This window comes from Halomonas koreensis, assembly GCF_031451675.1.
Lineage (GTDB): Bacteria > Pseudomonadota > Gammaproteobacteria > Pseudomonadales > Halomonadaceae > Halomonas > Halomonas koreensis.
Map to the genome: position 1 here is coordinate 39,831 of NZ_JARWAK010000012.1, position 14,499 is coordinate 54,329.

Below are 14,499 nucleotides of genomic sequence, written 5' to 3' on the forward strand. Positions count from 1 at the left end.
CATGCCCCTTCCTGCGACTTCCGGAAGCGTTATGTCCAAGGCCAGATTGCTGTTAGCGTCCGAGCGGCGGGCCATCGTCGGCCTGGCGGGGCTCTACGCCACCCGCATGCTCGGGCTGTTCATGGTGTTGCCCGTGCTGGCCCTCCAGGCCGATCACCTCGCCGGCACCACGCCGCTGCTGGTGGGGCTGGCGCTGGGGATCTACGGCCTGACCCAGGCCGCCCTGCAGATCCCCTTCGGGCTGGTCTCCGATCGCATCGGCCGCAAGCCGGTGATCGCCGGCGGGCTCGCGCTGTTCCTGGCCGGCAGCGTGGTGGCGGCCCAGGCCGACAGCATCGGCGGGGTGATCCTGGGCCGCTGCCTGCAGGGCAGCGGCGCCGTGGCGGCCGCGATCATGGCGCTGCTGGCCGATCAGACACGCGAGCAGGTGCGCACCGCCGCCATGGCCACCATCGGGTTGTCGATCGGCGTGGCCTTCGCCGTGGCCATGGTGCTGGGGCCGCTGGTCTCGGCGAGCCTCGGGCTGTCCGGCGTGTTCTGGTTCACCGCCGCCCTGGCCGGCGTGGGGCTGGTCGTGCTGTGGAAGCTGGTGCCGCCGGCCCCCCGGCGGCGCGGCCATCGCGACGTCGGCCTGGATCGCGGCCAGCTCAGGGCGATCCTGGGGCGCATGGACCTGTGGCGGCTGGACGCCTCGATCTTCGGCCTGCACCTGATCCTGATGGCGATCTTCACCGCCGTGCCCTTCCGCCTGGTCGACGCGGGCATCGCCGAGGCGCGCCACGGCCTGGTCTACCTGGCGGTGATGGGGCTGTCCTTCCTGGCCATGGTGCCGCTGGTGATCGTCGCCGAGAAGCGCCGCCGGATGAAGCTGATGTGCCTCGGGGCCATCGCCGCGATCGTCGTCAGCCTGGTCGGGCTGGGTGCCACCGGGGCGGGGCTGGCGCCGCTGATGGCCTGGCTGTTCGCCTTCTTCACCGCCTTCAACCTGCTCGAAGCGACGCTGCCGTCGATGATCAGCAAGCTGGCGCCGGCCGGGGCCAAGGGCACCGCCATGGGGCTCTATTCCACCAGCCAGTTCCTCGGCGCCTTCCTCGGCGGCGTGCTGGGGGGCGCCCTGTCCCAACACCTCGGGCTGTCCGCGGTCTTCTTCGGCGCCGCCGTCCTGGGACTGGCCTGGTTCGCGCTGATGCTCGGCATGACCCCGCCCCGCCACCTGTCCAGCGAGGTGGTCCCCCTCGCCGAGGACCAGCGGGACGATGCCCTGGACACCCTGATGGCGCGCTTCGCCGCCGTGGCCGGCGTCGAGGACGTGATGGTGGTGCCGGAGGAGCGCCTGGCCTATCTCAAGGTCGACCGCGAGCGGCTCGACAGCGAGGCGCTGTCGCGGCTGACCGGCTCGCGCTGAGCCGACGGCCCGGCGTGCCGTCGTGCGCCGGGCATGCCACACTCGCCCCGGGGCGAGTCGGCGACGAGACGACGGGATCTCGCGTATAGTGGCGGGATTCCGGGCGTCGGGGCGACCCGGCGCACAACCCTACACCGTTATCCGGGCGCGCCGGGCCCGGGCGCAGGCCTTGCCAGGCTGCCCCGCCCGCCGGCCCCTCTCACGATCAAGGAGTCAACCATGGCCCGTGGCGTCAACAAGGTCATTCTCATCGGCAACCTCGGCCAGGATCCCGAGGTGCGCTTCACTCCCTCGGGCACCGCGGTGGCCAACCTCAACCTGGCGACCACCGACACCTGGACCGACCGACAGAGCGGCCAGCGCCAGGAGCGCACCGAGTGGCACCGGGTGGTGATGTTCAACAAGCTGGCCGAGATCTCCCAGCAGTACCTGCGCAAGGGCTCGCGGGTCTACGTCGAGGGCCGCCTGCAGACCCGCAAGTGGCAGGACCAGAACGGCCAGGACAAGTACACCACCGAGATCGTCGCCAACGACATGCAGATGCTCGACTCCCGCGGCGGCGGCGACATGGGCGGCGGCTTCGGCGGCCAGCAGCAGGGCGGCAACTTCGGTGGCCAGCAGCAGGGTGGCGGCTTCGGTGGCCAGCCCCAGGGCGGCGGTTTCGGCGGTCCGCAGCAGGGCGGCAACTATGGTCAGCCCCAGGGCGGCCAGCCCCAGCAGGGCGGCGGCTTCGGCGGCCCGCAGCAGGGTGGCGGCCAGCCGCGCCCGGCGCCTCAGCCCGCGCCCAACCAGGGCGGCGGCCAGCAGCAGGGCGGCAACTTCGGGGCGCCGGATCCGGGCAGCTTCGACGACTTCGACGACGAGATCCCGTTCTGAATCGGCCACCGGCCCGTCGCGAGGAATCGCCGTGAAGCTGCTGATCCTGGATGCCGGACACTGCCTGAGCCTCGCCCTGGCGCGGGAGGCCAACCGCCGCAGTGACGTGGAGCTGGTCATCGAGCCCGGGCTGGCGCTGAGCCCGGCGCGCCTGGCCGAGGTACGGCCCGATGCGCTGGTCATTCCGCCCCTGTCCTGGCCGCTCGCCGCCGACCCGGCCGCCGTCACCGCCCATGCCGAGGCGGTGGAAGCCTGCATGGCGGCCTGCCGGGCGGAGGGCGTGCCCCTGGCCTGGTGCGTCTCCGACCAGCTCTACGAGGACGGCTTCGAGAGCCCCATCGACGAGCACGTCATCCCCGAACCGCGGGACGATGGCCTGCGCCGCCTGGTGGCCACCGGCGACCGGGTCCGCGCCGAGCTGCCTCGCCACCTGATCGTGCGGCTGGGCCCGCTGTTCGCCCTGGAGGGCAGCCATGCCTGGCTGGGCGAGCTGCTCGACACCCTGGTCGACGGCGGCGACCTGCGCGCCGAGGCGGACGTGGTCTTCTGTCCCACCTCCGCCGATGCCGTGGCCATGGCGCTGATCGGCATGCTCCAGCAGCAGGGCTGCGGCGCCGACGCCTGGGGCAGCTACCACCTGGCCGGCACCGAGCCGGTCAGCGCCTACACCTTCGTGTCCATGGTGCGCACCCAGCTGGCCACCCGGCTGGAGGGGCGCGGCGAGGAGGTGGTCCTGGGCGGCGCCAAGGCGCTCAGCCACCATCACGACCAGCCGCTGCGCCGGGTCCTCAACTGCCGGCGGGTGCTGGACGTCTTCGGCGTGCACCAGAAGCCCTGGCGCCTCGAGGTGGGGCGGATGCTGGATGCCTGGTGCCTGGCCCGGGACGATGACGCCGGCGTCGCCGGCGAGGGGCCGGCCACATGAACGTCCTGCGCAGCCTCGTCTTCTATGCCGGCTACTTCCTGGCCATGCTGGTGTGCGGCGTGCTCTTCCTGCCGCCGGCGCCGCTGCTGCCCCTGCGCTCGCGCTACCGGCTGCTCAATCTCTACAACCACTTCATCATCGCCTGGTTCCGGCTGGTCTGTGGCGTGCGCTACGAGATCCGCGGGCGCGAGCGCCTGCCCGACGGGCCCTGCGTGCTGCTCGCCAATCACCAGTGCGAATGGGAGACCGTCTACCTGCAGCTGCTCAAGCCGCCGGTGTGCACGGTGCTCAAGAAGGAGCTGCTGAGCATCCCGATCTTCGGCTGGGGGCTGCGCCTGCTGCACCCCATCGCCCTGGATCGCTCCAGGCCGGCCCGGGCCATGAAGCAGGTGCTCACCCAGGGCAAGCGGCGCCTGGAAGAGGGGCTGTCGGTGCTGATCTTCCCCGAGGGGACCCGGGTGGCGCCGGGGCAGCGTCGCCGCTACAACAAGAGCGGCGCGGTGATCGCCTGCCGCGCCGGGATGCCGGTGGTGCCGGTGGCCCACAATGCCGGCGAACGCTGGCCGGGCCGCCACTGGGTCAAGCGTCCGGGCCGGCTGGTGCTGGAGGTGGGCGAGCCCATCGACACCGTCGGTCGCAGCCCCGAGGAGGTGCTCGCCGAGACCGAGGCCTGGATCGAGGCCCGGCTGGCCGAGATCTCCGAGGTGCCGCGTCCCGAGGCCGCGGAGGCCGCTCGCCCCCGGGAGTCGGCGGCCCGCTGAGCCCGCCCCTGGCGGCGATGCACCAGGACCACGAAAAGAGGCGCCCCATGGGGCGCCTCTCTCGTCTGCCGGGTACCGGGTCGCGTCAGTCGCGATACTTCTGCAGCACCAGGCAGGCGTTGGTGCCGCCGAAGCCGAAGCTGTTGGACAGCACCCGCTCGACACTGGCGTCGCGGGTCTCGGTGACGATGTCGAAGCCGTCGGCCTGCTCGTCGAGCTGATCCACGTTGGCGGAGGCGGCGATGAAGCCGTGCTCCATCATCAGCAGCGAGTAGATGGCCTCCTGCACGCCGGTGGCGCCCAGCGAGTGGCCGGTCAGCGACTTGGTGGAGCTCATCGCCGGAGTGGTGTCGCCGAACACCTCGCGCACCGCCTTGAGCTCGGCCACGTCCCCCACCGGCGTGGAGGTGCCATGGGTGTTGATGTAGTCGACGTCGCCGTCCACCGTGGCCAGCGCCTGGCGCATGCAGCGCACCGCGCCCTCGCCGGACGGGGCCACCATGTCGTAGCCGTCGGAGGTGGCGCCGTAGCCCACCAGCTCGGCGTAGATCTTGGCGCCGCGGGCACGGGCGTGCTCCAGGTCCTCGAGCACCAGCATGCCGCCGCCGCCGGCGATGACGAAGCCGTCGCGGCCCTCGTCATAGGGGCGGGAGGCCTTGTCCGGCGTCTCGTTGTACTGGGTCGACAGCGCGCCCATGGCGTCGAACAGGCAGGACAGCGTCCAGTGCTCCTCCTCGCCGCCGCCGGCGAAGACCACGTCCTGCTTGCCCATCTGGATCTGCTCCATGGCGCTGCCGATGCAGTGCGCCGAGGTGGCGCAGGCCGAGGAGATGGAGTAGTTCACGCCCTTGATCTGGAAGGGGGTGGCCAGGCAGGCGGAGACGGTGCTGCCCATGGTGCGGGTGACCCGGTAGGGGCCCACGCGGCGCAGGCCCTTCTCGCGCATCACGTCGGCGGCCTCCACCTGGTTGGCGCTGGAGGCGCCGCCGGAGCCGGCGATCAGGCCGGTGCGCTCGCTGGAGACCTGTTCCGGCGTCAGCCCGGCGTCCTCGATGGCCTGCGCCATGGAGACATAGGCATAGGCCGCGGCGTCGCCCATGAAGCGGCGCAGCTTGCGGTCGACCAGGGCCTCCAGGTCGATGTCGACCACGCCGGCCACCTGGCTGCGGAAGCCGCGCTCGGCATAGTCATCCTTGAAGCGAATGCCTGATCGGCCGGTGCGCAGCGCCTCGAGAACCTGTTGTGCGTCGTTGCCCAGGCAGGACACGATGCCCAGGCCGGTGACTACCACTCGTCGCATGGGAGCCTCCTGTTCAGAAATTCGCGGTGGAGGTGAACAGGCCAACCCGCAGGTCGTTGGCCTGGTAGATCTCGCGGCCGTCGACGGACACGTTGCCGTCGGCCATGCCCAGGATCAGGCGCCGGGTGATGATGCGCTTGATGTTGATGCGATAGGTGACCTTCTCGGCATCCGGCAGGATCTGCCCGGAGAACTTGACCTCGCCACAGCCCAGGGCGCGACCGCGACCCGGGTGGCCCAGCCAGCCCAGGTAGAAGCCGACCAGCTGCCACATGGCGTCCAGGCCGAGACAGCCCGGCATCACCGGATCGCCGGGGAAGTGGCAGTCGAAGAACCACAGGTCCGGGCGGATATCCAGCTCGGCGATCAGTTCGCCCTTGCCGTGGTCGCCACCCTCTTCGTGGATGTGCGTGATGCGGTCGAGCATCAGCATGTTGGGTGCCGGCAGTTGGGCGTTGCCGGGGCCGAACAGCTCGCCACGGCTGCATGCCAGCAGTGCTTCGCGATCAAAGGAGTGTTGCTTGGTCACTGAATCGTTCCGAGTGTCGAGATGGTGGTCTGCCGTCAACGAACGGCATGCGGCCGCCCAGGCGGCCCTGCCTAGTCTACTGTTCGCGTCCGTCGAATGCACGCCGGGCGGGGTCGCGGCTCCCGTCCGGGGCCGCTTGGCGTTACAGTTATGTGCAGGCTGGCCGATATACCCAGCCACGGTCGTCTCGCCCCTCCCGGGGGCCCATTCATCTTCATGCGCCGAGGCCGATGCCATGTGGCCCGTCTTTACGCTCAACCGACCCCTGCCGTGGGTCGCCCTGGTGGCCCTGTCCGCCAGCGTCTGGCTGCCCAGCGTCACCCTGCGCCTGGCGGCCATGCTGATCGCGAGCCTGGGCGTCTGGGACGCCTGGCGCCAGGTGCGCCAGGAGCACCTGCGCGCGCGCCTCGGCCAGGAGGCGCTGGCGATGACCGAGGAGGGGGTGATCGTCACCGATGCCGCCAATCGCATCCTCGTGGTCAACCCCGCCTTCACCCAGATCACCGGCTACGAGCAGTCGGAGGTGCAGGGCCTCAACGCTTCCTCGCTCTCCGCGCCGCGCCACGACACGGCCTTCTTCGAGCGCTACTGGCAGACCCTGCAGAGCACCGGCCGCTGGGAGGGGGAGATCTGGAACCGGCGCAAGCAGGGCGACGAGTATCCCGAGTGGCTCAAGGCCAAGGCGGTGACCGACGACGAGGGGCGGGTGCGCCACTATGTCTGCCTGTTCTCCGACATCTCCCTGCGCAAGGCCAGGGAGCGCGACCTGCGGCGCATCGGCTTCGAGGATCCGCTGACCGGCCTGCCCAACCGGCGCCGCCTCGGCGACCTGCTGGGCTCGCGGCTGCGCCACCTGCTGGCCGGCGAGAGCCTGGACATGGCGATGATCGACATCGACGGCTTCAAGGAGGTCAACGACGGCCTGGGCGTCGAGCTCGGCGACCGGCTGCTGGCGCGGGTCGGCGAGCGCCTGGCGCGGCACGTGGCCGGCGGCGTGGTGGGGCGGCTCGGCGGCGACGAGTTCCTGGTCATCCGCACCACCACCTTCGACGACCACGACCAGTGGGTGGCCGGCCTGCAGGCGCACCTGGGCGAGCCCTTCGAGATCGAGAGCCACTCGCTGCGCCTGGGGGTGACCATCGGCAGCTGCCGGGCGCCGGAGGATGGCCGCGATGCGGGGGTGCTGTTCCAGCGCCTGGAGTCGGCGCTGTATGCCGCCAAGCGCAACGGCCGCAACCTCTGCCTGCGCTTCCGGCCGGCGCTGGACGTCCAGGACAGCCCGCGGCTGGCGCTGGTCAACGAGCTGCGCAACGCCCTGGCCACCGGCGGCCAGCTGGAGCTCCACTACCAGCCCCAGTACCGCCTGGACGACGGCGCCATGGCCGGGCTCGAGGCGCTGCTGCGCTGGCGCCATCCGCGGGACGGCATGGTCTCGCCCGGCGATTTCATCCCCCTGGCGGAGCGCCACGGCCTGATGGCGTCGCTGGGCAACTGGGTGATCGACCAGGCCCTGGCGCAGCTGACCCACTGGCGGCAGCAGTCCATGCCCGAGGTGCCGGTGTGGATCAACATCTCGGCCATGCAGCTGTTCCAGGGCGACCTGGAGGCGGCCCTGGCCGCCGGCCTGGCGCGCCACGGCGTGCCGGCGAGGCTGCTCGGCCTGGAGCTCACCGAGTCGGTGCTGCTCGACGAGCGGGCCGGCGACGTGGCCCCGCGGCTCGAGGCGCTGCGCCAGCGCGGCCACCCGGTGGCCATCGACGACTTCGGCACCGGCTACTCCTCGCTGGGCTACCTCAAGCACCTGCCGCTGGACAAGCTCAAGCTGGATCGCGCCTTCGTGCGCTCGCTGCCCGAGGATGGCGCGGATGCCGCCATCGTCGGGGCGGTGCTGGCCATGGCCCGGGGGCTCGAGCTGGAGGTGGTGGCCGAGGGCGTGGAGACCCGGGCGCAGCGCGACTTCCTCCGCGACAGCGGCTGCGAGCTGGTCCAGGGCTTCCTCTACGATCGCCCGCTCACCGTGGAGGCCCTGGAGCGGCGCTGGCGCGAGCTGGCCTCAGGCGCGGCCAGGGAGGCGGGCCCGGTCGCCCAGGCGATGGCTTAGCCACAGGCACAGCGTCGCCCATACCAGCGCCTCGGCGGTCAGCAGCCAGGGAGCCAGCGTCACGTCCGCCAGCCGGGCGCCGGCGTAGTAGGACAGCGGGGCGCCGGTGGCGCCCCCGGCCGCCGCCAGCCAGGGGCGGCGCCACAGCCAGGCCAGGGAATGGTGGAGCAGGGTGGCGAACAGCGGCCACAGCAGCCACAGCCACAGCGGCAGCGGCGCCAGCTGCGCTCCCTCAGGGAAGGTGAAGCCGCCGGCCAGGACCAGGCCGCCGTCCACCGTCAGCCCCAGGCCCGCGAAGCCGACCAGCCAGCGCCACTCCCCGGGGCGGGCCTGCCAGCGCAGGTGGGCCATCAGGATCCCCCCGGCCACCGCCAGGCCCACCAGGCTGCCGCCCAGCACGCAGGCCAGCCAGCCCAGCTGGAAGCCGGCCAGGTTGGCGATCAGGCGCAGGGCGCCGGCCGTCACGTCGCCCCCGTCAGCGGCGCCGGCCGGGCGCCGGGCTTGGCCAGCAGCAGCTGGGCGGTGCCGATGCTGCGCTCCAGGAAGCCGCCCTCGCAGTAGCACAGGTAGTAGCGCCACATGCGGATGAAGCGCTCGTCGTAGCCGAGCTTGCGCACGGTATCCAGGCGCGCCTCGAAGCGGTGGCGCCACTCGCGCAGGGTGCGGGCGTAGTGCGGGCCGATCTCCTCGAGGTCCAGCAGGTTCAGCGAGGTCCGCCGGGCCAGGCCGTCGAGGATGGCCCGGTGCGAGGGCAGGAAGCCCCCGGGGAAGATGTAGCGCTTGATGAAGTCCATCTCCCGCTTGGCGGCCTCGAAGCGCTGGTCGCGGATGGTGATGGCCTGCAGCATCGCCAGGCCGTCGTCGGCGAGCAGCCGGTCCAGGGTCGCCAGATAGGTGTCCAGGTAGTGGTGGCCCACCGCCTCGATCATCTCCACCGAGATCAGCCGGTCGTAGCGCCCCTGGAGCTCGCGGTAGTCCTGCTTGAGCAGGGTGACGCGATCCTCCAGGCCCTCCTCGGCCAGGCGCCGGGCGGCGAAGGCGTACTGCTCGTCGGAGATGGTGGTGGTGGTGACCCGGCAGCCGCGGGTGCGCGCGGCATGGATGGCCAGCCCGCCCCAGCCGGTGCCGATCTCCAGCAGGTGGTGGTGGGGCCGCACGTCCAGGCGCTCGAGCATCAGGTCCAGCTTGTATGTCGAGGCTTCCTCCAGGCTGGCGCCGGCGCGGGGGAAGACCGCGCTGGAGTACATCCAGTGACGGCGGTCCAGGAAGGTGGCGAAGAGGTCGTTGCCGATGTCGTAGTGGGCGGCGATGTTGCGTCGGGCGCCCTTGAGGCTGTTGCGCTGCAGCCGGTACAGGCCGTCGAGCAGCCAGCGCCCGAAGCGGGCGTAGCCCCGCTCCAGCTCGCCGTTGACCCGCTCCAGGTTGGCGGCGAACAGCCGTACCAGGGCCACCGGGTCGTCGACGTCCCAGTCGCCGTCCATGTAGGCCTCGGCGACCCCCACGGTGCCGCCCAGGGCCAGGCGGCGCCAGGTCCTGGCGTCGCGGATGATCACGGTGGCCGAGAGCGGCCCCCCGCGCCCCAGGCGATGGCGCTGGTGGCCCTCGATCAGGGTGAGCTCGCCGCCTTCCAGGCGGTCGAGCCGGGCGAGCAGCCGGGCTTTCAGCCAGCGAGACGGGCGGTCGCCCTCGGCCGGCAGCGGGCGGGCATTGGCGGTGCGCAGGGTGTTCACGGCGATGTCTCCTCGTGGCGGGGATGGGCGTGGACGGGAACGCGCTTGGCCCACAGGCGCAGCGCCTCGAAGTGGATGCCGGCCAGGGTCTTGATCGCCATGGCGGGCTGGCGCAGCAGGGTGGCCAGCAGGACGCCGCGGGTGGCCGGCCGCCCGCTCAGGCTGAGGGTGGCGTCGAAGTGCCGGGCCCCGCGGCGGCGCGCGCCGTCGCCCCAGGCCTCCATGTGCATCGACAGGTGCTCGCCGGGGGTGTCGAAGCGCCAGCGATAGCGCATGTCCATGGGGTTGAAGGGCGAGACGTGCATGGCCTTGTCGAACTCGGCCCGGTGGCCGTGGCGTCGAGGTTCCACCCGGCAGGCGTAGGTGGTGCGCTCGCCCCAGGGGGTGTTGCCGACCTCGCCGAGCAGGGCGCGCAGCTCGCCGCGGCCGTCGTAGGCGTAGTACAGCGAGATGGGGTTGAAGCCCACGCCCAGGGTGCGCAGCTGGGTGAGCAGGCAGATCCGGCCGTCGGGGGCCTCGCCCAGCAGGCGGGTCAGCTCGGCGCGCACGGCGTCCTTGAGCGGCCGATCGTGGGGCGCCAGGTAGTCCTCGCGACGGTAGCGGATCAGGGCCGGGCGGCGGGCGCTGAAGCCCGGCACGCCGTCGAACAGCTCCGGCAGCTCGTCGAGGTCCAGCCAGGCCATCCACAGCCGATAGCGGAAGGCGTGGTGGCGGGGCTGGAAGCGCCGGTGGCGCAGCCAGCCCCGGTAGATGCGCGAGCGCGGGGCCGGGATCATGCCGGCACCTCCGCGACGGTCGCGCGGCCGGGCTCGCAGCCCAGGGCGCGGGCGACCCGCAGGGCGCTCCACACGCCGTCCTCGTGGAAGCCGTTGCGCCAGTAGGCGCCGCAGAAGTGGGTGCGGCGATGCGGGCCGGAGATCTCGCCGTGGCGAGCCTGGGCCGCCTGGCCGGCGAGGCTGAACTGGGGGTGGGCGTAGGTGAAGCGCCCCAGCACCTTCGCCGGGTCGATGCTCGCCGAGTCGTTGAGGGTCACGCAGAAGGTATGCGGGGCCTGAAGGCGCTGCAGGATGTTCATGTTGTAGGTGACCGAGACCCGGGCCGCGTCGCCGCGCTCGTCGAGGCGGTAGTTCCAGCTCGCCCAGGCGCGGCGCCGGCGGGGCAGCAGCCGGGTGTCGGTATGCAGGACCACCTCGTTGTCCCGGTAGGGCAGCGCGCCGAGGATCGCCCGTTCCGCCGGGTCGGCGTCCTCGAGCAGCGCCAGCGCCTGGTCGGCATGGCAGGCCAGCACCACCTGATCGAAGCCTTCCTCGCCGGCGGCGCTGCGCACCCGCACCCCCTCGGCGTCGCGGCGGATGCCGGCCACCGGGGTGGCCAGGCGGAGGCGCTCGGCGTAGGGCGCGGTGAGCGCCGGGATGTAGGCCCGCGAGCCGCCCACCAGGGTGTACCACTGGGGCCGCTCGTTGATCGACAGCAGGCCGTGATGGTGGAAGAAGCGCACGAAGAAGCGTGCCGGGAAGGCCCGCAGGTCGTCGATGCTGGCCGACCAGATGGCCGCGCCCATGGGCAGCAGGTAGCGGCGCTGGAAGTCGCCGCCGTAGCCGCCGGCGTCCAGGTAGTCGCCCAGGGTCTGGGACGCGGGCAGGCGGTCGGCGACCAGCGCCTCGGTGGCCTGGCGATTGAAGCGCAGGATGTCGCGCAGCAGGCCGTGGAAGCGGGGGCGCAGCAGGTTCGAGCGCTGGGCGAACAGGCTGGCCAGGCTGTGGCCGTTGTACTCGAAGTCGCGGCGCGTCTCGTGGACCGAGAAGCTCATCTCGGTGGGCTGGCTGGCCACGCCGAGCTCGGCCAGCAGGTGGCGGAAGTGCGGGTAGGTCCAGTCGTTGAAGACGATGAAGCCGGTGTCGATGGCGTAGTCAGCACCTTCCAGCTCGACGTCCACGGTGGCGGTGTGGCCGCCGAGCCGGGCGTCGGCCTCGAACAGCGTGACCTCGTGGCGACCGGACAGGTACCAGCCGGCGGCCATGCCGGCGATGCCGCTGCCGATCACGGCGATGCGCTGGGGGGCGGAACGGGCGTCGGGCGAGAAGGGCAGCGTCATGATGGGGTCTCCGTGGTCTCGGGGGCCCGGGCCAGGCGTCGGCCGAGGCGGAAGCGCAGGCCCGGGGGCAGGCTGCCGAGCAGCTTGAGGGCCAGGGTGAAGCGCCGCGGGAAGTGGATATCCAGGCGATGGGCGTCCAGGCCGGCGAGAATCGCCCGGGCGGCGGTGTCGACATCGACCCGCAGCGGCATGGGGAAGTCGTTGCGGTCGGTGAGCGGGGTCTTCACGAACCCCGGGTGGATGATGCTGACGTCGATGCCCTCGGCGGCCAGGTCGAGCCGCAGCGACTCCATCAGGTGGCTGAGGGCGGCCTTGGAGGCGCCGTAGGCCTCGGCGCGGGGCAGCGGCAGGTAGGCGGCGGCGCTGGAGGTGGCGGCCAGCAGGGGGCGGCGGCCCTCGGCCCGGGCCCGGCGCAGCAGCGGCAGGGCCGCCTCGATGCCGTGCAGGGCGCCGAACAGGTTGGGCGCGAAGACCCGCTCGAAGAGGGCGCTGTCGAAGCGCCGGGTATCCAGGTATTCGCAGGTCCCGGCGTTGAGGATCGCCAGGTCGAGGCGGCCGAAGCGGGCGGCCAGGCGATCGCCGGCGCTGAGCACCGCCGCCCGGTCGGTGACGTCCAGCGGCAGCAGCAGGGCGTTGTCGCGATCGCCGGCCAGGGCCTCGAGGGCCTCGAAGCGGCGCGCGCTGAGCGCCACCCGGTGGCCGCGGTCGAGCAGCCGCTCGGCCAGGGCCCGACCGATGCCGGAGGTGGCGCCGGTCAGCCAGATGCACTGGGTCGCGTCGCTTGCGGTCATCGCGTCTCCCTGGGACATGGCGGTCTCTCCTCCGTCCATTACGCGGGAGACGGCGATTCGGTTTCAGCCTCCCGCGTGTCGCTTGATCCGTCGGATCACCGGCCCCAGCAGGGGCAGGCGCTCGTAGAGCAGGTTGCCGGCATCGAAGTAGTCGCGATGCGCGCTCACCCGGCCCGAGCCGTCCGCGGCGAAGACCAGTCGCGAGCAGCCCTCCACGGCGACCTCCGCGCCCCGCGCCAGCCGCGGATGACTCAGCCGCATCGTCCAGGTCACGAAGGCGATATCGTCCTGGCGCTGGCGGTCATGGAAGTCGAAGCGGCATGCCGTCACGTTCTCGTACAAGGCGGCGAAATACGCCTCGAGCGCCGGCAGGCCCGAAATCCGATGCAGCGGGTCCTCGAACCTCACGTCCTCAGTATATATCTCGTATAGATTTTTTGTACAGGTTTTGTCGAGCTTCTTGTAGAAGGCGCAGAAGGCCTCCAGCTGGGGATCCCGTGGCATGGCGGACTCCGTGGCGGGTCGGGAAGGCGCGCCGGCCCGCTTGGGCCGGCGAGGGCTCGCTCAGGCGCCGAGCCCCTTGAAGGCGTCGAGCGCCCGGGCGCGGGCGGCCCGGTGCTCGACGATGGGCGCCGGGTAGTCGGCGCCGCCGAGCAGGTCGCGGCCGGGGGCATGGCGGGCCTTGGCCGGCAGCTCGGCCAGCTCGGGCAGCCACTCGGCCAGGAAGCGCCCGTCCGGGTCGAAGCGCCGGGACTGGGTGGTCGGGTTGAAGATGCGGAAGTAGGGCGCGGCATCGGTGCCGGTGGAGGCCGCCCACTGCCAGCCGCCGTTGTTGGCGGCGAACTCGCCGTCGACCAGGTGGCGCAGGAAGAAGGCCTCGCCGCGGCGCCAGTCGATCAGCAGGTGCTTGGAGAGGAACATGGCGGTGACCATGCGCAGGCGGTTGTGCATCCAGCCGGTGGCGACCAGCTGGCGCATGGCGGCATCGACGATGGGATAGCCGGTGCGCCCCTTGCACCAGGCGCGGAAGCCGGCCTCGTCGTCCCGCCAGGGTAGCGCCTCGGTGTGGGCCTGGAAGGCGCGGTGGCGGCATACCCGGGGGAAGCCCGCGGCCACGTGCTGGTAGAACTCGCGCCAGATCAGCTCGCCGACCCAGGCCTGAAGGCCGGCGTCGCCGTCGGCCAGGGCGCCGCCGTTCTCGGCCATCGCCGCCTGCAGGCACTGGCGATGGGAGATCATGCCCAGCGCCAGGTAGGGGGAGAGCTCGCTGGTGCCGCGTACCGCCGGCAGGTCGCGCTGCTCGGCGTAGTGGCGGCCGCGAAAGCGCAGGAAGCGCTCCAGGCGATCCGCCGCCGCCGCCTCGCCGGCGGGCCACAGCTCGGCGGCCACCGGGGTGTCCGTCAGGGGCGGCAGCGTCGGCACCGGGTCCGGGGCGCGGGCCGGCCGCGCCTGGGGCGCCGGGGGCTCGCGCAGGGCCAGGCGCTCCGGGGTGATGGCGCGGTGCCAGGCTCGCGCGAAGGGCGTGAAGACGCTGTAGGGATCGCCCTTGCCGGTGAGCAGCTCGCCGGGGGCGAAGGCCACGGCATCATCGTGGGCGCGCACCTTCAGGCCGGCGGCCTCGAAGGCGGCGGTCACCCGCGCGTCGCGGCGCGTCTCGTCCAGGGGGTATTCGCGGTTGAAGGCCAGGGCGTCGGCGCCCAGCTCCCGGGCCAGGGCGAGCAGCGTCTCCGGGGCGGCGTCGAAGCGCTCGATGTCGCGGTGCAGCAGGGGGATGCCGACACCGTCCAGGTCGTGCGACAGGGCCTCGACCCCGCGGCGCCAGAAGTCCAGCTTGTTGGCGCCGTGGCCGTGTTCCTGCCAGGTGGTCAGGCAGCGCAGGAAGACCCCAATCACCGGGCCGCGTCGGGCGGCCTCGGCCAGGGCGGTGTTGTCGTGGACGCGCAGGTCGCTGCGAAACCATACCAGGGTCAGCGTCATGGGCGGCCT

The 14,499-nt window shown here is 72.1% G+C and carries 14 protein-coding genes; 5 read left to right on the forward strand and 9 right to left on the reverse strand.

Annotated features, from left to right (window positions below):
• Nucleotides 1–31 precede the first annotated feature (31 nt).
• The 4 genes from QC818_RS13670 to QC818_RS13685 all read left to right on the forward strand — a co-directional run bounded on the left by QC818_RS13670 (nucleotide 32) and on the right by QC818_RS13685 (nucleotide 3,967).
• Complete coding sequence (locus QC818_RS13670; protein ID WP_309653412.1) at nucleotides 32–1,405, forward strand: MFS transporter; 1,374 nt, start codon at nucleotides 32–34, stop codon at nucleotides 1,403–1,405.
• A gap of 219 nt (nucleotides 1,406–1,624) precedes the next feature.
• Nucleotides 1,625–2,281 carry a single-stranded DNA-binding protein gene (ssb, locus tag QC818_RS13675; protein WP_309653413.1) on the forward strand — a complete coding sequence of 219 codons (657 nt, stop codon included), beginning with the start codon at nucleotides 1,625–1,627 and terminating at the stop codon, nucleotides 2,279–2,281.
• Nucleotides 2,282–2,312: 31 nt separating this feature from the next.
• On the forward strand, nucleotides 2,313–3,206 hold the full coding sequence (locus QC818_RS13680) for a sugar nucleotide-binding protein (protein ID WP_309653414.1): 894 nt from the start codon (nucleotides 2,313–2,315) through the stop codon (nucleotides 3,204–3,206).
• A complete protein-coding gene (locus QC818_RS13685; RefSeq protein ID WP_309653415.1) occupies nucleotides 3,203–3,967 on the forward strand; it encodes a lysophospholipid acyltransferase family protein in 765 nt (254 codons plus the stop codon). The genes QC818_RS13680 and QC818_RS13685 overlap by 4 nt, the downstream gene beginning before the upstream one ends.
• An 85-nt stretch (nucleotides 3,968–4,052) precedes the next feature.
• Here the strand turns inward: QC818_RS13685 and fabB are convergent, their stop codons facing one another.
• Nucleotides 4,053–5,267: a beta-ketoacyl-ACP synthase I gene (gene fabB, locus QC818_RS13690; protein ID WP_309653416.1), complete on the reverse strand. Its 1,215-nt coding sequence runs from the start codon at nucleotides 5,265–5,267 to the stop codon at nucleotides 4,053–4,055.
• Nucleotides 5,268–5,280: 13 nt separating this feature from the next.
• Nucleotides 5,281–5,796 carry a 3-hydroxyacyl-[acyl-carrier-protein] dehydratase FabA gene (fabA, locus tag QC818_RS13695; RefSeq protein WP_309653417.1) on the reverse strand — a complete coding sequence of 172 codons (516 nt, stop codon included), beginning with the start codon at nucleotides 5,794–5,796 and terminating at the stop codon, nucleotides 5,281–5,283.
• 235 nt (nucleotides 5,797–6,031) lie between these two features.
• Here fabA and QC818_RS13700 point away from each other — a divergent pair, with 235 nt between their 5' ends.
• Complete coding sequence (locus tag QC818_RS13700; protein ID WP_309653418.1) at nucleotides 6,032–7,897, forward strand: putative bifunctional diguanylate cyclase/phosphodiesterase; 1,866 nt, start codon at nucleotides 6,032–6,034, stop codon at nucleotides 7,895–7,897.
• On the opposite strand, the gene QC818_RS13705 is transcribed toward QC818_RS13700, so the two are convergent.
• From QC818_RS13705 to phrB, 7 genes are all read right to left on the reverse strand, one after another.
• Nucleotides 7,850–8,362: a DUF2878 domain-containing protein gene (locus tag QC818_RS13705; RefSeq protein ID WP_309653419.1), complete on the reverse strand. Its 513-nt coding sequence runs from the start codon at nucleotides 8,360–8,362 to the stop codon at nucleotides 7,850–7,852. The genes QC818_RS13700 and QC818_RS13705 overlap by 48 nt on opposite strands.
• Nucleotides 8,359–9,627 carry a cyclopropane-fatty-acyl-phospholipid synthase family protein gene (locus tag QC818_RS13710; RefSeq protein WP_309653420.1) on the reverse strand — a complete coding sequence of 423 codons (1,269 nt, stop codon included), beginning with the start codon at nucleotides 9,625–9,627 and terminating at the stop codon, nucleotides 8,359–8,361. Before QC818_RS13710 ends, QC818_RS13705 begins: the two co-directional genes overlap by 4 nt.
• Complete coding sequence (locus QC818_RS13715) at nucleotides 9,624–10,403, reverse strand: DUF1365 domain-containing protein (protein ID WP_309653421.1); 780 nt, start codon at nucleotides 10,401–10,403, stop codon at nucleotides 9,624–9,626. Before QC818_RS13715 ends, QC818_RS13710 begins: the two co-directional genes overlap by 4 nt.
• Nucleotides 10,400–11,722, reverse strand: a complete 1,323-nt coding sequence (locus QC818_RS13720) for an NAD(P)/FAD-dependent oxidoreductase (RefSeq protein WP_309653422.1) — start codon at nucleotides 11,720–11,722, stop codon at nucleotides 10,400–10,402. The genes QC818_RS13715 and QC818_RS13720 overlap by 4 nt, the downstream gene beginning before the upstream one ends.
• Nucleotides 11,719–12,513 (reverse strand): SDR family NAD(P)-dependent oxidoreductase, encoded by a 795-nt coding sequence (locus QC818_RS13725; protein WP_374710092.1) that lies wholly within the window; start codon nucleotides 12,511–12,513, stop codon nucleotides 11,719–11,721. The genes QC818_RS13720 and QC818_RS13725 overlap by 4 nt, the downstream gene beginning before the upstream one ends.
• A 63-nt stretch (nucleotides 12,514–12,576) precedes the next feature.
• Nucleotides 12,577–13,017 (reverse strand): nuclear transport factor 2 family protein, encoded by a 441-nt coding sequence (locus QC818_RS13730; RefSeq protein ID WP_309653424.1) that lies wholly within the window; start codon nucleotides 13,015–13,017, stop codon nucleotides 12,577–12,579.
• A gap of 60 nt (nucleotides 13,018–13,077) precedes the next feature.
• Nucleotides 13,078–14,490 (reverse strand): deoxyribodipyrimidine photo-lyase, encoded by a 1,413-nt coding sequence (gene phrB, locus QC818_RS13735; RefSeq protein ID WP_309653425.1) that lies wholly within the window; start codon nucleotides 14,488–14,490, stop codon nucleotides 13,078–13,080.
• Nucleotides 14,491–14,499: the final 9 nt, after the last annotated feature.